Genomic DNA, 21021 nt, shown 5'->3' with positions numbered 1-21021 from the left:
GGTATTAAATATGAGAATTATCCGCCCTGAGTGGCAGTAATGATTAAAATTGAATCCAGATTGTTAAGGAGAGTTTCCGCCCAGGCAGACAGCGGAATAATACGGTTGTTGAGTGCTACGGCAATACCTTTCTTTTTTCCGGGTAATTCCATAGCCAGTAATGCTTCCAGATTTTCGGGAAGTACATTAAATGTTTTTCGGGTGTGGTTGATTATAAGTTCCATTCCTAATTATTTAAATATACTTTAGGAATGGCCATTATTGTACAATAGAATGTACAGCAAAAGTCACCTACTTTTCCCTACGCTGGTATGATCCAGATCAGGTTCAAAGGGTAAAGTCTCAGTCTGTAAAAACAGACACCCCTAAAGTATGGGACGAAGTTAGTTATTTTTTAAGAATAGGCAAAATCAAATTTTACAGGAACAAAAAAGGCTGGAACCCTTAAGGTTTCCAGCCATGGATATTTGAAATGAAAAATAAATAATTTACTGTTTTATGACTTTAGTCTGCTTTTGCATTCCATCTTTCATATTCAGATTAAGAATGTATACCCCTGATTTCAGATCTCCTAAGTGGATTTCTTTAGTTAAGTTATCCATTGTTTTTATGATTCTTCCTGACACATCCAGCACCTGAAGCGATTTTGCCTTCTCGATATCGGAAATGATAATGGTCTCTTTAAAAGGATTCGGATAAACCTTCATCTGATCTCTTAGCTCCACTTCCGATGTTCCCAGGCAATTTACCGTTGCAGTAACCATAGTTCTTTCACTTTCACATTTATTGCTTACCTCCCAATCATAAAAATAATAATAGGATGAACTTGTTGAATTTCCCGTAAGATTTCCTCCCGTAATAGAAACTATACCAGGAACTGTAAATGGATACGTTCCCCAGGTTGAACCCGATTCTCTTACCAAACCTGTAACCTCCCCTGATCTGGTTAGCATCATCAGCTTATAATTACTCCCCGGCCCTACTACAAAGTTTAGTGGAACGTAGGTCTTTACAAATGGTGCAGAAGTCCCCGTAAGGTTAACGGTAATGGTCTGCAATGTTACAGCAGGAGAAACACTTCCGTCCTGTAAAGCGATTTCGACGGTTCCACTTCCTGTTCCCATCGGATACACATATACTCCTTTGATGGTCATCGTAGAATAAACATCAAAAAACAAACCGGCAATTAAAGTATATCCTGAGGCAGATGTGGCATCAGAAAATCCCGTTACCGCTGTTTCTCCTGTTGAAGAGGTCGCATAATAAGACGTTGTATTACTAAGTACAGGAGTTGTAAAAGTATTTCCTGTACCTACAACATTTCCTCCTGTAGCTGCATCATACCAGGTAATAACAGCCCCCGAATCTGTGGTAGCAGATAATGTAGCTGTAGTATTGGGACAAAGTGTTGCCCCGGTAGTAAGAATTGCTAGCGGTAAACATAAAGTCGCAGCCCGTACAGGCTGAAAAGACCATACACTGGTATTTCCACTGCCACAATTTGATCTGATCCATATATAATAAACAGTACCAGGAGACAATGATGACAATATAGTGGAAGTTCCTGAAAAATTAGAAATAGTTGGAGGAGTAGAAGCCGTTGGAGCAGTATTGGAATTACTATAATAGATATCATATCCTGCAGGAGATGATGGAGAAGCCATCCATGATAGTGCTACACTATTATGAGTAGCGGCTCCTGCGGCAAACCCTGATGGAATATAACATATTGGAGGAGTCCAGGTATAGGTTAACCCGGCAGCCGGCATTCCCGGAACAGAATTATTAACATTAAAGGCCTGTGAACTGTTGTTTGCTGTTCCCGCTGTAGAATTTACAAACTCCAATGTTGTTGCGTTCAGGCGGTTATTAAAATCAATAATTGAAGCTCCTCTTAGTCCTATCTGAGCTGTTCCTGTAACATTTGTACTTCCAGCCAGGTAAGACCCGCTATTGTATACCATCTGAACTACATTAGAAGTTTCTTTTAAACGAGCCTGAAATCCAAAAGTATAAGCTGCAGTAGCAGAAATAGAACTATTAGGCCTGAAATCCTTCCATTGGATAACTACTTCTCTGTTGGGAGCTGATCCTGTTGTTGTCCAGCTGATATCTCCGGTAACCCCATTAACATCAAACACACTGCTCAGGTCTCTTCCAAAAACAGAAATCACCCCATCATAGGCTGCTGCTGTAGACAAAGGTGAAGTATTAGTTGCAGAAGGAGCTGTGGTCCCAAATGTAATAAAACCATTCGTTGACACATTCAGAGAACTATATGAAGTTCCGTTAAATATAAAGTTAAATGGTAATGTTACAGGATATACATTACTGTTAAGGTTAGTTGTAGAAGTATTATCTGTAGCTGCCTCCAGGATGGTTCCTGTTATCGGGGTATAAGTACCCGTCTCCTGTGCAAAACTATAGGCACTTACCTGTGCAAAAGCGGAAGAAGAGCCTACCAGCAGAGCAAGACTGAAAGCAGCTTTCAAATACTTTTTGTAAATTTTGTAAAAATACATCATAGCTAGTTAATTTTGTTTCCTAGCTAAGATAATGTTTTTTGATAATAATATGTTAAAATTTAAAAAAAACAACACAGAATACCTACAATAAACAATTAAAAATAGCAAATTAACCACCAATTAATCAAAAACAACGAAAGAAATAAAAAACCACCTTTTAAGAGGTGGTCCTAATAATTTTAAGAAAATTTAATGCTAGAAAAAAAGTTTTATATTCCCTCCCGCATCATATTGGTAGGTCCCTTCAAACTCATGAAAATATTCATTTGTTCCAACAAATTCTCTAGTAGTACTTTTTTGATAATTATTTTTTGATAATGAAAGATAGAAATATTCATTAAATATCCTCAGTTTTTTAAAAGGATTCTGAGTCGTATCAAAATTGCTAAATGTCATTTCTTTTTTTATTGAAAAATCGATATTATTTCTCCTTTCCATAGTTATAGCCTTCTGTAAATTTCCATTAACATCATAGGAAAAAGTCTCTAAATAACTAAAAATATAATCCTCTGGATCTGCAGGGTTATAGGGCATGTTAGGGAATTCTGTCAAAATCTCTACAAGTTTTCCGGAATTATCATAGCTGTATCTCAAATGTTTTTCCATCACAACATTACTTTCCGGAATAATTGATTTAATAATTCTACCATTGGTATCAAATTCAAATTTCCTCTTATCTGCCAGTACAGTCAATATTGGGTCAGAACTATATGTACCTACAACGGCAGTATTTTGATTATAAGATACTTTAGTATAAATAAATTTTACAATCTGATCTGGAAATATAATTGATGACGACGGGTATAATTTGCCTCCAATCTTTTTTGTAACTCTTCCCAATATGTCGTATTCAAAATAATAATTAGGATCATATTCGTTGTTTGATTTTAACAACTCAGGAAAAGCCCAAGATATTTTGGTGATAGCCTGCTTAGAATTCTGTTCTGTTTCCGTTTGGATTTCGTCATTATTATTTGAACAGGAGGTAATCGCCAGTATTCCTACCAGACATATTAATTTAAATTTCATTGATTATTGTTTTTTATTCTTCACAAGCCCTCCAAATAGCATCATTCTGCGGAACAGGAGCTATAATTTCAATGTTTTCTTTGGTGACAGGGTGAATAAACTCAAGTTTTCTGGCATGAAGGTTAATTCCACCATCCGGATTGGAGCGTGGGGCACCATATTTTAGGTCTCCTTTAATCGGAACTCCTGTTTTCGATAGCTGTGCTCTGATCTGATGATGCCTTCCCGTTTCAAGATCTATTTCAAGAAGAAGATAATTATCCAATGTCTTAATAACATGATAAGTCAAAATAGCTTCCTTGGCTCCTTCCGTAACCTTTGGAAAAACAATTGCCTTGTTATTCTTTTCGTTCTTTTTTAAATAATGAACCAGCCGCTGGCTTTGTGGGATCATTTCTTTGGCTACTACTGCCCAATACGTCTTTTTAACCTCACGATTCTTTACCATCTGAGTAAGACGGGAAAGTGCTTTCGAGGTTTTAGCATAAATGACCAAACCAGAAGTAGGACGGTCTATACGATGAACCAAGCCGAGAAAAACATTTCCCGGCTTAGTATCTCTTACTTTGATAAAATTCTTTATAGATTCTAATAGTGACTCATCACCAGTCTTATCACCCTGTACAAGCTGACCGACTTTTTTATTGATCACCAGAAGATGGTTATCTTCATATACAATCTGTTCCTTCATTCAGCCTATCTGTTTCTGTTTCTATTTGTCATTGAAAGAACAATTCCTGCCAAAAGACCAATCGTTTTAAGCATTGCCAGGTTTGAACTGTCTGGTAAAAACGCTCCAATTACACAAACTCCCGCCGCCGCATACATGGCATACATAAAGTTTTTATTGGTAAGTAAAGGTGCCTGAATAAAGAAACTGGCTCCTATCAGAACATAAAACACCTTTCTGGAAAGCAAATGATTGATCTCAGGAGAAAATAAGTTAAACCAGCCAATAGCCAGGCATACCAATGCTGCAATAGATAAAATTCCCTGAATAGATTGTTGTTGATTTTGCATGAATTAATTTTAATAACTTTCGTTTTGGTTGGGGAAATCTACACTTTTTACATCTTTTACATATTGAGATACTGCTCCTGTAATTTCTGTGTAAAGATCAAGATATCTTCTTAAGAACTTCGGACTGAAACCTTTATTCATTCCCACCATATCATGATACACTAAGACCTGACCGTCACAGTCTGCTCCAGCACCAATTCCAATTGTAGGGATAGAAATACTTTCAGTTACTCTTTTAGCAAGTTCTGCAGGAATTTTTTCCAATACAACAGAAAAACATCCTAATTCCTCTAAAAGCTGGGCATCAGCAATCAGTTTCTCAGCTTCAGCCTCTTCTTTTGCTCTTACTTTATAAGTTCCGAATTTGTAAATAGACTGTGGAGTCAACCCCAAGTGCCCCATTACCGGAATTCCGGCGTTGATAATTTTTTTAATAGATTTTGAGATCTCTTTCCCTCCTTCAATTTTTACGGCATGAGCACCTCCTTCTTTCATCATTCTTACTGCTGACTCCAATGCTTTCTCAGGATTACTCTGATAAGTTCCGAATGGCAAATCTGCTACTACCAAAGCCCTGTCCGTACCTCTCACTACACTTTGAGCGTGGTAAATCATTTGGTCTAATGTAATAGGTAATGTAGTTTCAAAACCTGCCATTACATTGGCTGCAGAGTCTCCAATCAAAATAGCGTCTACACCACCTGCATCAACCATTTTTGCTGTGGTGAAATCATAAGCAGTAAGCATTGTTATTTTTTCCTTGTCGAATTTCATTTTACGCAAGGTTTCAGTCGTAACTTTTTTAATTTCAGAGTGAACAGACATAATTTATCTATTTTTTAAAAGTTAAAAAGTCGGCCATTGAGCCGACTTAAGTTTTTATGATTTTTATAAAACTACGTGACCGAGTTTCATGAGTTTGTCGTGATTTAGAATCCTGATGTTTCGTCCATCCACTTCTATCAGGCTATCCTGTTTGAATTCTGAGATCAGACGGATGGCACTTTCTGTGGCAGTACCAATAATGTTGGCAATTTCTTCTCTTGTTAATGAGATTTTGATAAACCCTTCTGGATCTACTCCTAATTTCTGCTCCAAAAGCAGTAATATTTCCGCCAGTCTTTCTCTTACCGTTTTCTGGGCAAGGAAGGTAATGGTATTGGAAGATTCTCCTAATTCGTAAGAAATTTTCTGAAGCATTACGAAAGACAATTGCGGATCTACCTCCAAAAGATACATAAAGATATCTGCTGGTAAGAAAACACATTCAATGTCTGTCATGGCTTCTGCTTTGGCCTGGAAATTTTCCCCGCAAAGCAAAGAACGATAGCCGATGATATCCCCCTCTTTGATAAATCTTAAAATCTGATCTTTCCCGAACGCTCCGGATTTTGAAAGTTTAGCGGCTCCTTTTTCTAGGACAAACACTCCTCTCGGAGTTTCTCCATCTTCGAAAATAGTATCGTGTTTCTGAAAACTCAATCTTTTTTTACCGTTAATATATTTTTCAAAATCTGCGCTAGAAAGTCTTTCCTTAAAAGATTTATCATTAAAAACTCTGGCGAACCTCTCTTCAATTGCTATCTGTTGTTCCTGCGGCATTTTATATGATATTTATCACAAAAATAGAACTTTTTAACTCGATAAACAAAAAAAATTGTTATAATTTTGTAGTTCAATATTTTAGGGAGGTGAGCGAGAACTGTTTTCATTGTGGTCAAGGTATAGAAAAAGAGAGAATTTTGTTTGATGAAAAGATTTTCTGCTGCAATGGCTGTAAGTCTGTTTATGAAATTCTGAATACGAATAATTTAAGTAATTTCTATGAACTTAATAAAGGGGCAGGAATTCGTCCAAATGATGAAAATTCTACCCAGTTCGACTATTTAGACACTCCTGAAATTTTCGAGAAAGTGACCGATTTTTCTGAAGGAAACACCAGTCTTGTCACTTTCAAAATCCCTGTAATACATTGTTCTTCTTGCATCTGGTTACTGGAAAGCCTTCATACCCTGAATCCTTATATCAAATATTCCCAGGTTAACTTCACAAGAAAGACCCTACAGATTTCATTCAACCACAAAGATCTGAAATTAAGCGAACTAGCTAATTTCTTAACCAATTTAGGATATAAACCTGTTATCAGCCTTGAAACTGCTGAAAAAAACGTTGATCATCTTGACAAATCGCTTCTTGTAAAATTCGCCATTGCAGGTTTTGCTTTTGGAAACGGGATGTTTTTAGCATTCCCCGAATATGTAGGAGGTGAAGACTATTGGATGGAACATTATAAAGGACTTTTCAGAGTTCTGATGTTCTTACTGGCCTGTCCGGTTGTGTTTTATTCCGCTTCAGACTATTACAAATCCGCATGGTACGGATTAAAAAATAAAATCGTCAACATTGACGTCCCTATTGTCTTAGGAATATTGGTTCTTTTCGGAAGAAGCATCTACGAAGTGGCAACAGATTATGGTCCCGGGTACTTCGACACCCTTTGCGGGCTTCTGTTTTTCATGCTGATGGGTAAACTTTTCCAGAAGAGAACCTATAGTGCTCTTTCATATGACAGAGACTACAAATCATTCTATCCTATCGCCGTAACAAAAGTAGACTTCGAAGGAAAACAGGACAACATTCTTCTTTCTGAAGTAAAAGTAGGTGACAGAATTTTAGTTAGAAACCAGGAAATCATTCCGGTAGATGCTATTCTTATCAACGGAGAAGGAAATATTGACAACAGCTTCATTACCGGAGAAAGCGAAAGCATCAGCAAACAGCCAGGTGATAAAATTTTCGCAGGTGGTAAACAAATAGGATCCTCTTTAGAACTGGAGGTTATTAAGAATGTAGATCAAAGTTACCTTACCCAACTTTGGAATAAAGAAGCTTTCAAGAAACACGAAACAGGTCTTGACACTCTGACCAACAACATCAGTAAATATTTCACATTCATTATTTTAGGCATCGCTCTTGTTTCCGGAATTTACTGGTCGTTCATTGATTTAGAGAAGATGTTCCAGGTTATTTCAGCCATTCTGATTATTGCATGCCCTTGTGCACTTGCATTATCCGCACCATTTACTTTCGGACACATTATGAGAATTTTAGGCCGAAATAAGTTTTACGTAAAAGATACTTTAACGATTGAAAAAATCGCAAAATTAGATACGATTGTTTTTGATAAAACAGGAACTATTACTCACCGGAAAAAATCAAACATCAGATACGAAGGAACCGAAATCAATGAATTCGATCAACTGAATATCAAAACCTTATTAAAGAACTCAAACCACCCGCTGTCTAAATCTCTTTATGAATACATTGAGTTTAATGACAATTATTTCCCGGTTGAAAACTTCCAGGAAATTTCAGGAAAAGGATATGTTGCCAACATTAGAGGAAACGCTTATAAGATCGGCTCTGCACGTTATAACAACCAAGAGCCCAAGAATCTTGAAACCGCTGTTTATATCAGCAAAAACGACGAATTTTTAGGAAAATTTATCTTTAAGAATGAATACAGACCAAGACTTAAAGACTTATTTAACAAACTCACCCACTACAAAATATTTATCCTAAGTGGAGATAACTCCTCAGAGGAAACCCAGCTTAAAGAGCTTATTCCAAACTACAAAGGAATGGCCTTTAACCAAAGCCCCGAAGACAAACTGAATTACATCAAAAACCTTCAGGATCAGCACATGAAAGTAGCCATGCTTGGTGATGGACTGAATGATGCCGGAGCATTAAAACAAAGTAATGTAGGAATTGCTATTGCTGATGATACCAACAGCTTTACACCATCTTCCGATGTGATCATGAACGGTGAAAAAGTAGTTACTTTAGACAACTACCTGAACGTTTGTAAGGGTTCTATTACGATTGTGAAAATGACATTTATAATCAGTTTTCTTTACAACATCGTTGGGTTAAGTTACGCAGTTACAGGACACATGCATCCGCTTTTTGCAGCTATCATCATGCCTGTAAGTTCTATTACGGTAGTTACATTTACAACAGTTTCAACATGGATACTGGGTCGCAAATACTTCAAAAAACAGGCTTAAACGCCCTTATTTAGACTGATTTTAAATTAGCTGAAATCGGCATTTCGTGATGAATGTCATTATTTTTCACTAAATTTGAACCCCGAAAATAGGTTAATTTTGTTGTCCAATGGATATTCTATATTTAATGATCGTCTGCAGTGTTTCTTTAGCTGCGATCTTCCTGGTCGTATTTATAGTGTATGCCAGAAAAGGACAGTTCGAAGATGATGAATCTCCGGCTGTTAGAATTCTTTTCGATGATGAAGTCAAAGAAAAAAATGAAACTGGCAACAAGGATAAAGACGAAAAGAAATAGGAGAAAATAATAAAAATTGAGAAAAATAGTGAATAGTTGATATGGAAACACAAAAGTTTAGTTATGACAATAGTATTGTCCGTGCGTTCCTCTATGCGACCATTATCTTTGGTTTCATAGGATTTACGTTCGGGCTTACGGCGGCATTAATGCTTTTCTACCCAGAATTACCTGAATTCTTATTCGGTACAGATGATACAACCATTAATAGTTTGGCATCGGGTAATATTCAAGGGTTAATAAACACTCATGGAGCGTTTGGTTTTGGTAGAATCAGAATGTTGCACACCAACACCGTGATCTTTGCGTTCGTGTGTAATATTGTTTATGTAGGGGTATACTACTCTACGCAAAGATTATTGAAGACAAGAATGTACAGTGATACATTATCTTGGATTCACTTCTGGACATGGCAATTTATGATTGTTGCTACGTTCATTACATTCTTTATGGGTATTAATACATCTAAAGAATATGCTGAACATGAGTGGCCGATCGATATTCTGATTGCATTCTCATGGATCATTTTCGGAGCAAACATGATTCTCACTATTTCAAAGAGAAGAGTAAGACACCTTTATGTTGCTATTTGGTTCTATCTTGGAACCTGGGTAGCAGTAGCAATGCTTCACATCTTCAACAACCTTGAAGTTCCATTATCTTTCTCTGGCTGGAAATCTTATTCTGCATATGCGGGAGCAAAAGATGCCATCGTACAATGGTGGTATGGTCACAATGCAGTGGCATTCGTATTGACAACTCCGGTTCTAGGTTTAATGTATTACTTCTTACCAAAAGCTGCAGACAGACCTGTATTCTCATACAAACTGTCTATTATTCACTTTTGGTCACTAATCTTCGTATATATCTGGGCTGGTCCTCACCACCTTCAGTATACCGCTCTTCCGGCATGGGCACAGGCAGTAGGAACTGGTTTCTCGATCATGCTTATCGCACCATCATGGGGAGGAATGTTAAATGGTCTTCTTACCTTAAGAGGAGCTTGGGATAAAGTAAGAGAAAATCCTATCCTTAAGTTCTTCGTAGTAGCTGTTACCTGTTATGGTATGGCAACGTTTGAAGGTCCGCTTTTAGCAACTAAAAACATTAACAAAATTGGTCACTTTACAGACTGGGTTATCGGTCACGTACACTTAGGAGCTCTTGGATGGAATGGTTTCATGGCATTTGGGGTTATCTATTATTTGGTACCAATCATGTGGAGAACAAAAATCTGGTCTGTAAAATTAGCTAACTGGCATTTCTGGTTAGGGACATTAGGAATTATTTTCTATGCAGTACCAATGTATATTTCTGGATTCACACAAGGATTAATGTGGAAGCAATTCAACCCGGATGGAACATTATTATGGAAAAACTGGTTGGATACTGTAACGGCGATCATTCCTTACTTCAAAATGAGATTCTTAGGAGGTATATTCTATATTTCAGGAGCTATCCTAATGATTGTTAACGTTATTGCTACGGTAAGAAAAGGATCATTCCAGAAAGAAGTTCCTGCTGAAGCACCTGCATTAGCAAACATCGGAAACAAACGTAAAGAAGGAGAAGGATTCCACCTTTGGCTGGAAAGAATGCCGTTATTATTAACAGTATTATCATTATGTACAATTTCAATAGGAAGTATGGTAGAAATTATTCCTACTCTATCTCTTAAGAAAAGTGTACCTACCATTTCAGCTGTGAAGCCTTATTCTCCGCTTGAACTTGAAGGTAGAGATATCTATATCCGTGAAGGTTGTAACGCTTGTCACTCTCAGATGATCAGACCGTTCAGAGATGAGATTACAAGATTCAACGGTAAAAACGGACAGTACTCTAAAGCTGGGGAATTCGTATATGACAGACCATTCCTGTGGGGTTCTAAGAGAACCGGACCGGATTTACATAGAGAAGGAGGTAAAAACCCAAGTTCTTGGCACTACAAACACATGTATAACCCAAGATCTACTTCTGCAGGTTCTATCATGCCTCGTTATCCTTGGTTAATTGCTACTGATTTAGACAGATCTAAAATGGTAGACAAATTAAAGCTTATGAAGAATACGTTTGATGTACCTTATACAAAACCTCAAATTGATTCTGCAAATGCATGGGCAGACAACCAGGCTAAGAAAATTGTAAAAGATATCTTCTCTGAAGCAAATGACTTGAAAGAGGCTTATGCTAAGAGACCTCAGGGAGAATTAGAGAAAAAAGAAATTATTGCTCTTATTTCTTATCTTCAGAGATTAGGAACAGATATTAAAACAACTGAAATTAAAACAGCAAGTAATAACTAAAAACATTAAAAGATCAGTATGATTCCTCAGAATTTTAAAGATATATTATCCAATACAGAAAATGCTGGCTTCTACCAGACACTGGCTCTGATTTTCTTTATGCTGTTCTTCGTTGCTCTGGTAATTTATGTTTTTAGCAAACCTAAGAAATATTACAAAGAGGAAGAAGAAGCTCCCCTTGGAGAGGATGAAGACGATGATTTTAATTTAAAAAATTAAACTATTTTTTATGAAACAAAGAACACCTGTTGTTGTAAACATCTTGATAATAATTGGACTTTTAATAGTTTTTTATTATTTGTTTGTGCAGAGCTACGCGTTCCTAGCTTCGCCTTACTTCTGGGGAACTGTTGTGATAGCTGGTATCCTTGCCTTTATCCACAGTGCTATTGGAGATTTGATTGAAAATAACAAATTCAAAAAATTATCTCCGGAAGAGAAAGCGGCTTATTTAGCTGAAAAGAAAATCCCTTTCTTCAAAAGAATGTATGAAGCGGCCTTCAAAAAGCAGTCTGATACAGAAGAAAAAGATATCCTTATTGACCATGGTTTCGATGGAATTATGGAGCTGGATAACCAATTACCAAAATGGTGGGTAGGTTTATTCTATTTTGGGACTGCTTTTTGTATTGTATATATTGCAGCCTATTCATTTACAGATTTCGCTCACCCATTAAGCGAATATGAAAAAGAATATAAAGAGCAATTGGCGAGTATTGCAGCTTATGAAGCAACCCAACCTCCTGTAACGATTGAAACAGCTAAATATTCAGCTGATAATATTGCAGAAGGTAAAGAATTATTCAAAACAAACTGTGCATCTTGTCACAAAGAAGACGGTAGTGGAGGTATTGGTCCGAACTTAACGGATAACCACTGGATCAACATGCCTGAGAAGACGTTATTCAAAAACGTATTCCATATGGACTGGAATGGTTCTCCTACTAACCCTGCGATGAGAGCATTTGGTAAAAACGGAGAAGTTTCTGGAGCTGAAATTGAAAAAATTGCAGCCTATGTATATCACATCAACCAGGAATTACCACCAGTAACTCAGGCTCAGGGAGGAGCTGCTCCTCAAGGAACTGAAGCGCACTGGGAAAAAGAATAATTTAGAAAATTAGAAACATATGAAAAAAACATAATTTGTTATTACCTTAAAAATAGTAACGAATTATGTTTTTTCTTTTTTAAACACATTACAATATGTCAGACATAGAAGAAATAGAAGTACGCGGCGGACAGGGACAGGTTCTGGACCCTGAGACTTACAGAGATTCTATCGGGACAATGGAGCAATCCGGTAAAAGAAGATGGGTATTTCCAAGAAAACCAAAAGGAAAATATACCAACTATAGAAACATTGTAAGCTATCTTTTATTAATTATTTATTTTTCATTACCATTCATTAAAATCAATGGTAATCCATTACTATTATTCAATGTAATAGACAGAGAGTTTTTCATTTTTGGACAGCCTTTCTATCCACAGGACTTTTTTATCCTTACTTTGGGTGCCATCGCATCTTTAATATTTATTATCGTTTTTACGATTGCATTCGGAAGAATTTTCTGCGGGTGGATTTGCCCTCAGACAATTTTTATGGAATCCATCTTCCGTAAAATCGAATATCTGATTGAAGGTGACCGAAACAGGCAAATGAAGCTGGACAGACAGGAGTGGAACAGCGAGAAGATCTGGAAAAGAACTTTAAAGTGGTCTGTTTATATTATTATTTCACTCATCATCACCCACTTTATGTTTATGTATATTGTGGGGTATGAGCAAGTATTCAGAATTGTTTCTGAAGGCCCGTTTACCCATCCTACCAATTTCATTGTAATGATTCTCCTTACTGCTGCATTTTATTTTGTATTTGCGTGGTTCAGAGAACAGGTATGTACATTGGTTTGTCCATACGGCAGACTTCAGGGAGTTTTAATTGATAAAGATACGATCAACGTTTTCTATGACTTCAAAAGAGGGGAAAACAGATCAAAATGGAGAAAAGGAGAAGACAGAAAAGCAGCAGGTAAAGGAGACTGTATTGACTGTCATCAGTGTGTGGTGGTATGCCCTACCGGAATTGACATCAGAGACGGACAGCAGCTGGAATGCATCAACTGTACCGCATGTATTGATGCCTGTGACGAGGTTATGGAAAAGGTAGGTCTTCCAAAAGGCCTGGTAAGATATGCTTCTGAAAATGAAATTGAGAAAGAAACTCAATTCAAGTTTACCGGAAGAATGAAAGGATTCAGTATATTCTTATTCCTTCTGGTAGGATTTTTAGGATACCTGTTGTACAGCCGTGGTGAAATGGAAGCTAAATTCATTAAACCGGCAGGTAGTACATTCTTTGTAAAAGAAGGAAAGATTATCAATACTTATAATTATACATTCCTGAATAAAACCAATGATAAGAAAATCGTTACCATCAAAGTAATGAATCCTGCACATGGTGAAATCACTTACAGTGCATCAAGTAAAATTCAGGTAGACAGAGATAAAATTACCAAAGGAACTATCAATATAAGCTTCCCTGAAGATGAAATGAAGCTTTCTAAGCAGAATATTACAATCGGGGTTTATGATATGAAAGGTAAACTCGTAGATTCTTATCAGACTTATTTTGAAGGACCATTCAAATTACAATTTTAATTAGACAAAATGAAGAACTTTAGTTGGGGACACGGTGTTGTAATTGCATTATTTGCATTCATAGTTTTTATATTATCCATGATGTTTCTTTTCCCGAACGGGCAGAAAAACTCAGAAATGGTAACCGATAATTATTATGAAGAAGAGCTACAATATCAGGATGTAATTGATTCTAAAAAAAGAGCGGATGAGCTCCAGGAAAAACCTGTATACTCACAGGATACCAATGGAATTAAAATCACATTCCCACAAAATTATAATAACTCTGACACTACGGTTAAATTTGTTTTAAACAGAACCGACGACCAGAATTTAGATATCAAAAAATCTGTAGAACTTGATGCCAACCACACTTTCATTATCCCTGCACAGGTACTGAAAATGGGTAATTATACTTTAAGACTAAGTTGGACGAAGGACAAAACAGACTATAGAATGGATTATGATGTAATATGGAAATAGGACTTGTGGTATCGGCTATTGCCTTAGGCTTTGCTTCCGGTTTTCATTGCATCGGAATGTGCGGTCCTATTGCTTTATCGATGGGATTAACCAAAAAACAGGCTGCCAATTTTTATCTTCAGAACCTTACCTATCAGTTCGGAAGGATCTTTACCTATTCATTATTAGGCGCACTTCTTGGAATTATAGGACAGGGATTTGAGATGGCAGGATTCCAGAAATATCTGACTATCATAGCTGGTGTCCTGTTAATTGTTATGGCTTTATTTTCATTTGGTGGAAAGGATTTTGCTTCAAAAATACCATTCCTGTCCAAATTTTTATATTCGGTAAAATCAAATTTAGGAAAGATACTCCAAAAGGCGGATTACCGTTCAAGATTTACTACAGGTATTCTCAACGGGTTTTTACCATGCGGGATGGTTTATATGGCTCTTACAGCAAGTCTTGCAGGAGGAGGAATATGGCAGGGAGCCTTATATATGGCTTTATTTGGTCTGGGAACCCTTCCGTTCATGTTTGCTGTCGTTCTGGCCGGAAATCTCATGAATCAGGCTTTTAGAGCAAAAATTTTAAAAGCAGTTCCTGTTATCATGATTATTTTGGGCGGGCTTTTCATTCTCAGAGGCTTGGAACTAGGTATTCCTTATGTTTCTCCGAAAGCAGAATCAATGACTATTTCCAAAGATCCTAATGAAGCCGTTAACTGCCACTAATTAGAATTTATACTATACCATGAAGAAAACGATCGTCTTATTTTTAATAAGTCTGTTTACATTACAATCCTGCAGCATCAATACTGAAGTACTCTATCATAAAGACTCAGCTACATCTATGATTACTGATGTGGATACCAGAGAATTTATGGCAGAAATGCAAGCTATGACTCCTGATTCATTGAAACAGGAAAAATTTAAGGATATAGATCGATTTCCAACAGTCTGGACAAGTATGTATGATCTTATAAAGAAAGAAGGAAAACTGAAAACTGAAAATCAGGATACTATCAGAATACTGAAAAAAGTCTTTTTAAAATCCACAAAAGATGATAAAAATGCTATCCCTGCAGGATTTTCCTTTAAAATGGATCATTTCACTCCCAATGATTATGAAATAATTAAAAACTTCAATAAAGGCGAAAAGCTACCCTTTGATCAAAATGTACTCAATATCTGGGATGGCAAAACGCTGACCATTAACACAGATTTTTTTAATCTTAAAAATATTGAAGAGGTACTTAAATCTAAAGGTTCAGATGAACAAACAGAAAAAATGGAGGGGATGATGATGATGTTTTTCAAAAATATCGGAACGACTTTAAAGTTTGAAAATAAAATAAAATCGATCACCGGAAAACATGACTGGCTGAAACAGATTGACGACTATTCGGTAAGGATAGTATATGACTTGAAAGCGATGAATGATAAGGATGCAAAATTGAAAAATACAGATAAAAAGATCGTTATCGTCACTGAATAAAATAACTTATCCCACCGAATTACGGTGGGATATTTATTAAAGCACAGCCCGAAAAATGATCTGAAGTATTAGTTTCAAGACATTGATAATCCAATCATATTAATTAATAGGATCAACATAACCATCCCATAAAGAACGATTAATATCAAAAAAAACAGTGTTAATTTCTCTGTTAAACCATTTATAATCCGGATCTTTAGAATAGTCAGGGTTATTGACAGATATAAATCTTACAACTCCCCCCTGTATCGTTTTGTAGAAATCATAAACTTGAAATTTCCCAAAATTATATCGGGAAAAAAGTTGCGTTTCATCTTCTCTATGTTGGACTGCCGTATATAATTTTTTAACGTCCTCAATGCTCATATCTTTATAAAAAAAGCCTAAAATATTTGAAAATGTAGGTTGGTTAGTATACATGAATAGAAATTGCTCTCCATTCATTTGAGGAAGCTTATCATGCAGCAGCTTATGCATTTCAGGATTTTTAAAAAAGATATACTGCTTATCTATTTTTTTAAACTGATAATCTCCATAAGTATAGAATGGTATATGCTGATTTCCATTATCAAAGGTCAAAACAAATTTACTATACTTGTCCGGATGATCAGTCTCCACATTTTCCTGTCCTTTGAAATAATAATAATTTTTACAGCTTATCAGTGAAAGCAGAGATAATACGGCTATAATTTTAAGTAAACCATTCATTAGTATAGAGATTACAGTTACAAAGTATATTTTCTTTTATCATAATATTCGCAAATAAAATGGTCAGTATATGCCTATTTCTGTTCACATTTTCTGCAAGACTTATCACGAATATATAAAAAATAAAGAAACTCTCAACAAATAAAAATCCCCTTTCAGTACTGAAAGGGGATCTGTTTATATGTAAAATATTCTAGTTGATGATATCAAATCTTGCATACTCAGCAATCTTTTTAGGAAGTTTAATTCCTTCTGCAGTCTGATTGTTCTCCAATAAAGCGGCCATTATTCTTGGCAATGCCATTGCAGATCCGTTCAGTGTGTGTACCAATTGAGATTTATCATCTGCTTTGTAACGGCATTTTAATCTGTTAGCCTGGAAAGTTTCAAAGTTTGAAACAGAACTTACTTCCAGCCACATTTCCTGCGCAGCACTCCATACTTCAAAGTCATATGTCATCGCAGCAGCAAAACCTGTATCACCACCACAAAGTCTTAATACTCTGAATGGAAGTTCAAGATCTGTAAGAATTTCCTTGATATGCTCAACCATTTCTTCTAAAACAGCATAAGAGTTTTCTGGTTTTTCAATTCTTACGATTTCTACTTTTTCAAACTGGTGAAGACGGTTCAGACCTCTTACGTGAGCTCCATAACTACCAGCTTCTCTTCTGTAGCACTGAGAGAAGGCTGTATGTTTAATCGGAAGATCTTTTTCATCCAGTAATACATCGCGGTAAAGATTCGTTACCGGAACTTCCGCTGTAGGAATCAGGTATAATTTATCTTCATTGATATAGTACATTTGTCCCTCTTTGTCAGGTAACTGTCCGGTCCCAAAACCTGAAGCTTCATTCACTACGTGAGGTGGGTTTACTTCTGTATATCCTTTCTCAACGTTTTTATCCAGGAAATACTGAACCAAGGCTCTTTGTAACCTTGCTCCTTTTCCTAAATAAACAGGAAATCCTGCTCCAGCGATTTTTACACCCAATTCAAAATCAATCAGGTTGTATTTTTTAGCCAGTTCCCAGTGAGGAATAGCTCCTTCACCTAGACCTTCTACAGTATGAGACTGGAAAATATTCTCATTATCCTCAGCAGAAGAACCACTTTTCACCAATTCATTCGGAATGTTGGGAAGTTGGTAAAGAATGTTCAATAATTCAGTTTCTTTTACTTCCAACTGAGATTTCAATTCTGAACTCGACTCTTTGTACTGTGCTGTTTTAGATTTTGCTGATTCCGCTTCTTCTTTCTTTCCTTCCTTCATTAAAAGTCCAATTTCCTTGGAGATTTTATTGATCTCGGAAAGCTGGGAATCTAATTCAAATTGGATTCTTTTTCTTTCTTCGTCAGTAGCAATAGCATTGTCTACCAACTCAAGATTCTTGAATTGTCTTTTTTTAAGACCTTCTAAAACGCGTTCTTTGTTGTCGCGTAAAAAATTGACTTGTAACATTTTATTTAGATGTTAGATATTAAATTTAGCCTAATATAGGCTAACAATTTTACAAATTTAAAACTATTTTGTGATAGTTACGTTATTTATCGAAGTAGGAGCATCAGCTTCTTTGGAAAATTCTGATTTCCCATTGTATAAAACCTCTGAAACCTGAAATAATGTTGGACTCTTACGATAATGAATTTCCAACTGGTCAACGGTTCTTTCCACAGTATTATTTACTGTTTTCGTAAAAGTAATTGCCATTTTAGAAACATAGGCATTTCCACTTCCCGGATTGGCAGGTCCTGTAGAATCCAGTTTTCTTCTTTTCGCTCCTCCAATATACTCCATATAAAATACAGAATCTGTTCTCATTCTCAAAGAAATGGTTACCGGAGAAATATCCTTGCTTCCAAACACATCATTTACTGAATATCCAGTATAGGAACCCGCTTTCTTACCGTTCAAAAGGTCCTGTTGGTTAGTATCTTTTACATAGATATTAAGAACCTGATCAATCCTTTGTAAAGATTCCTCATCACTTCCACAACTGACAACCGTAAAGCTTATCAATAAGATATAAAGAAAGATATTTTTCATTCTAACAAAGATAAAAAAGATTTTATCATTAAGGCAATTTCCTTAAATAGGAAAAGAAAAAAAACAGATAGCCTAGCCCTGAAATAAGCAGTGTGGCAGTCATTGCAATTCCCATCCCGATCACACCATAAACGGGAACCAGTATATAGGCGAGCACAGCCAGAAATAGTAAAGAACCTATACTGAGCCACGTATTAATTTCAATTTTTCCTACTGCCGGTAAAAGATTGCCATAGAGGTTTCTGGTAAGCATTCCCAACGTAAAACCTATTGATAAGATCATTAATAATGTTGTATTCTCCACATAAGTTTCCCCGAAGAACAGAATAATAATATACTTTTTGAATACATAAAAGAAAACAAGTATTCCCAGACAAATCGGGAAAAAGAACTTATTAAAATTAACAACATAGGATTTAAGGAACTTTTTATCCTTAAAATTCTTGGAAAGCACTGGAAAATCACTTTGCAGAAAACTGGTGGCCAGGAAAATAATGTTAGAAGGGATAAGAATCGCGATCCTGTAATTAGCTACTGCATTTTCATTCAGCATAAAGCCTAGTAGTAAAATATCCAGTGAATACAGAGCATCGGAAGTAAGGGAAGTCATTGCTGTAAATATCCCATATCTCCACATCTCTTTATAATTTCCGGATATAACATCCCGATGGGAATATATATCTTTCTTTAGCCATAATAACGATAAATACGGCGTAATACTGATGGCTATCAGATAACCGTAAAATTTAAAAAAATAAGTCAGAAACAAAACCAACAGCAACCCACCAATATTAACGACATTATTGATTTTTGCAAATGTCTGATTTCGACCTGTAATCCGATAAAAAACCTGAATATGATTCAGAAAATAAAATCCACCAAGTCTTACAGCACAAAACAGGAAGATCATAAAGATATCTTCATATTTATTAAAATAGAAAACAGAAACAGATAAAAACAGGATAATAAGGATCAGCTCAAACAGGATCCCTTTGAAAAAAAAGTAAGATGAGATTTTCAGTTTCTCATCTTTATCCAATGATATGGATCCAAACCTCATTAAACTCTGACTGCTTCCAAATCCTGTAAACGGTGTAAAAATCGTAACAACGGAGAGAACAATACTTAAAACCCCAAATTCACTCTCAGGCAACAGCTTGATAATCAACAACGATCCCAGAAAACTACAGACCTTCGCAATAAGGAAGGAAAAGAAAACATGATGCCCACTATTGCTGAAAAAATTCCTTAAAAAATCCTGCAGGCTTTTCACGATAATTTGTTTTTAGAAAGAACTTCATTATAAACTTCTGTAAACTGCTCAGCAATAGCCTTTCGGGAATATCTGTCTACAGAAAAGCCTCTGATCTCAGATTCACTTTTAAAAGCATATCCCTTTCTGCATATTTTCTCCAAGACCTGATAAAGCTGATCTGTATTATCTTTTTCAACTCCTACCCCCAAGCCTTCTATAATAAATTCGGCAGCTCCTCCAACCAGGGTTGAAATTACAGGCTTTCCACACGCATACGATTCCAGAATAACACATCCCTGGGTTTCATTTTCACTGAATAAGATAAAGTAATCAGAATTTTGCATTTTCTCAGCAACTTCAGCATAGCTTATGGCATCAAAAACATTGATATATTTTTCAGCCTCTAAATTTTTAACCAAAGCATCCAAAGATTCAGAATCGCCATCACCTCCTATTTCCAAACTTACCGGAAAGCCATTTTGGTGTAATAAATGAACAGCCCTGATAATATCCTGAGGCCTTTTCCGGGGAATTAAACTTGATACATGGAGAAATTTCACATGATCAGCTATTCCTGTTTTAGGTTTAATGGTAAAAACATCAGTATCCACAACATTTGAAATCACTTTCATTGAAGTAGTAATTCCTAACTGTTTCAAGCTGTCTTTCAAATTATAGCTTACCGGTAAAATATATTCTGCATTTTTTGCAATATACTTGGCGATCCTTTTAATACTATCAGATGTTTTGGATAGATTCTGTTTTTGCAAAGCCGTCCAGTGTTCCGTAACAACGAATGGAATTTTATATTTCTTTTTCAGATAAACTGCAAAAAGCATATTGTTGTGCAGAACATTGGCATGAACCAAATCAGGTCTGCTCACTTTTGCAAAGCCTTTTAAGTAGGCTCTCATTCGTCTTACAAAATTCTGAACCGGGTTTTTTGAATTTTTATAATAAATAATTAAGGTTCTGATATTATTAATGACCCGGTCATCATAAACATACTGCTCTTCCTGCTCAAAATTACCGATTGCATGCAATATTTCAACATCACATGATAATGAAACAGCTTCCGCGTGTCTTTGCACAAAATTGCCGTTGGTAGGCTCTATTTTATTAGGAAACCATGATGAGATGAAGAGTATTCTTTTTCTTTCCAAA

The 21021-nt window shown here is 36.0% G+C and carries 21 protein-coding genes and 1 riboswitch; of the genes, 9 read left to right on the top strand and 12 right to left on the bottom strand.

Annotated elements, in window-relative coordinates:
• Nucleotides 1-17 precede the first annotated feature (17 nt).
• The 7 genes from thiS to DRF65_RS06270 form a co-directional block, all read right to left on the bottom strand.
• Entirely contained in the window at nucleotides 18-224 is a 207-nt protein-coding gene (gene thiS / locus DRF65_RS06300) for a sulfur carrier protein ThiS (RefSeq protein WP_115969853.1), read from the bottom strand.
• Between the two features lie 57 nt (nucleotides 225-281).
• A riboswitch (TPP riboswitch) is annotated at nucleotides 282-377 on the bottom strand.
• Nucleotides 378-488: 111 nt separating this feature from the next.
• Nucleotides 489-2525 (bottom strand): Ig-like domain-containing protein, encoded by a 2037-nt coding sequence (locus tag DRF65_RS06295; RefSeq protein WP_115969851.1) that lies wholly within the window; start codon nucleotides 2523-2525, stop codon nucleotides 489-491.
• A 195-nt stretch (nucleotides 2526-2720) separates the two neighbouring features.
• Nucleotides 2721-3554: a hypothetical protein gene (locus DRF65_RS06290; RefSeq protein WP_115969849.1), complete on the bottom strand. Its 834-nt coding sequence runs from the start codon at nucleotides 3552-3554 to the stop codon at nucleotides 2721-2723.
• 13 nt (nucleotides 3555-3567) lie between these two features.
• Nucleotides 3568-4245 (bottom strand): RluA family pseudouridine synthase, encoded by a 678-nt coding sequence (locus DRF65_RS06285; RefSeq protein WP_115969847.1) that lies wholly within the window; start codon nucleotides 4243-4245, stop codon nucleotides 3568-3570.
• A gap of 5 nt (nucleotides 4246-4250) precedes the next feature.
• The gene (locus tag DRF65_RS06280) at nucleotides 4251-4574 is read right to left on the bottom strand and encodes a hypothetical protein (RefSeq protein ID WP_115969845.1); all 324 of its coding nucleotides are present in this window, start codon (nucleotides 4572-4574) and stop codon (nucleotides 4251-4253) included.
• Nucleotides 4575-4583: 9 nt separating this feature from the next.
• Nucleotides 4584-5399, bottom strand: coding sequence for a 3-methyl-2-oxobutanoate hydroxymethyltransferase (gene panB, locus DRF65_RS06275; protein WP_115969843.1), 816 nt, complete (start codon nucleotides 5397-5399; stop codon nucleotides 4584-4586).
• A gap of 63 nt (nucleotides 5400-5462) precedes the next feature.
• Nucleotides 5463-6176 (bottom strand): Crp/Fnr family transcriptional regulator, encoded by a 714-nt coding sequence (locus DRF65_RS06270; RefSeq protein WP_115969841.1) that lies wholly within the window; start codon nucleotides 6174-6176, stop codon nucleotides 5463-5465.
• Between the two features lie 89 nt (nucleotides 6177-6265).
• Here DRF65_RS06270 and DRF65_RS06265 point away from each other — a divergent pair, with 89 nt between their 5' ends.
• From DRF65_RS06265 to DRF65_RS06225, 9 genes are all read left to right on the top strand, one after another.
• A complete protein-coding gene (locus DRF65_RS06265; RefSeq protein ID WP_115969839.1) occupies nucleotides 6266-8644 on the top strand; it encodes a heavy metal translocating P-type ATPase in 2379 nt (792 codons plus the stop codon).
• Between the two features lie 109 nt (nucleotides 8645-8753).
• Complete coding sequence (ccoS, locus tag DRF65_RS06260) at nucleotides 8754-8942, top strand: cbb3-type cytochrome oxidase assembly protein CcoS (RefSeq protein WP_115969837.1); 189 nt, start codon at nucleotides 8754-8756, stop codon at nucleotides 8940-8942.
• A gap of 41 nt (nucleotides 8943-8983) precedes the next feature.
• Nucleotides 8984-11245 (top strand): cytochrome-c oxidase, cbb3-type subunit I, encoded by a 2262-nt coding sequence (ccoN, locus tag DRF65_RS06255; protein WP_115969836.1) that lies wholly within the window; start codon nucleotides 8984-8986, stop codon nucleotides 11243-11245.
• Nucleotides 11246-11263: 18 nt separating this feature from the next.
• On the top strand, nucleotides 11264-11464 hold the full coding sequence (locus DRF65_RS06250; protein WP_045501410.1) for a cbb3-type cytochrome oxidase subunit 3: 201 nt from the start codon (nucleotides 11264-11266) through the stop codon (nucleotides 11462-11464).
• Between the two features lie 10 nt (nucleotides 11465-11474).
• Nucleotides 11475-12356, top strand: coding sequence for a cbb3-type cytochrome c oxidase N-terminal domain-containing protein (locus DRF65_RS06245; protein ID WP_115969834.1), 882 nt, complete (start codon nucleotides 11475-11477; stop codon nucleotides 12354-12356).
• A 95-nt stretch (nucleotides 12357-12451) separates the two neighbouring features.
• Nucleotides 12452-13906 carry a cytochrome c oxidase accessory protein CcoG gene (gene ccoG, locus DRF65_RS06240; RefSeq protein ID WP_115969832.1) on the top strand — a complete coding sequence of 485 codons (1455 nt, stop codon included), beginning with the start codon at nucleotides 12452-12454 and terminating at the stop codon, nucleotides 13904-13906.
• A 9-nt stretch (nucleotides 13907-13915) separates the two neighbouring features.
• Entirely contained in the window at nucleotides 13916-14368 is a 453-nt protein-coding gene (locus DRF65_RS06235; protein WP_115969830.1) for a FixH family protein, read from the top strand.
• A complete protein-coding gene (locus DRF65_RS06230; protein ID WP_115969828.1) occupies nucleotides 14359-15084 on the top strand; it encodes a sulfite exporter TauE/SafE family protein in 726 nt (241 codons plus the stop codon). The genes DRF65_RS06235 and DRF65_RS06230 overlap by 10 nt, the downstream gene beginning before the upstream one ends.
• Before the next feature lie 19 nt (nucleotides 15085-15103).
• On the top strand, nucleotides 15104-15847 hold the full coding sequence (locus DRF65_RS06225; RefSeq protein WP_115969826.1) for a hypothetical protein: 744 nt from the start codon (nucleotides 15104-15106) through the stop codon (nucleotides 15845-15847).
• 99 nt (nucleotides 15848-15946) lie between these two features.
• Here DRF65_RS06225 and DRF65_RS06220 read toward each other — a convergent pair whose 3' ends face one another.
• The 5 genes from DRF65_RS06220 to DRF65_RS06200 all read right to left on the bottom strand — a co-directional run bounded on the left by DRF65_RS06220 (nucleotide 15947) and on the right by DRF65_RS06200 (nucleotide 21020).
• On the bottom strand, nucleotides 15947-16555 hold the full coding sequence (locus tag DRF65_RS06220) for a hypothetical protein (protein WP_115969824.1): 609 nt from the start codon (nucleotides 16553-16555) through the stop codon (nucleotides 15947-15949).
• A gap of 193 nt (nucleotides 16556-16748) precedes the next feature.
• Complete coding sequence (gene serS / locus DRF65_RS06215; protein ID WP_115969822.1) at nucleotides 16749-18017, bottom strand: serine--tRNA ligase; 1269 nt, start codon at nucleotides 18015-18017, stop codon at nucleotides 16749-16751.
• 63 nt (nucleotides 18018-18080) lie between these two features.
• Nucleotides 18081-18602 (bottom strand): hypothetical protein, encoded by a 522-nt coding sequence (locus tag DRF65_RS06210; RefSeq protein ID WP_115969820.1) that lies wholly within the window; start codon nucleotides 18600-18602, stop codon nucleotides 18081-18083.
• Between the two features lie 28 nt (nucleotides 18603-18630).
• A complete protein-coding gene (locus DRF65_RS06205) occupies nucleotides 18631-19875 on the bottom strand; it encodes an oligosaccharide flippase family protein (RefSeq protein WP_165852182.1) in 1245 nt (414 codons plus the stop codon).
• Nucleotides 19872-21020, bottom strand: coding sequence for a glycosyltransferase (locus DRF65_RS06200; protein WP_115969816.1), 1149 nt, complete (start codon nucleotides 21018-21020; stop codon nucleotides 19872-19874). Before DRF65_RS06200 ends, DRF65_RS06205 begins: the two co-directional genes overlap by 4 nt.
• Nucleotide 21021 lies beyond the last annotated feature (1 nt).

It is taken from the genome of Chryseobacterium pennae, from assembly GCF_003385515.1.
GTDB lineage: Bacteria > Bacteroidota > Bacteroidia > Flavobacteriales > Weeksellaceae > Chryseobacterium > Chryseobacterium pennae.
The sequence above is the reverse complement of the archived record's forward strand: the minus strand, read 5'-3'. Positions and strand labels throughout refer to the sequence as shown.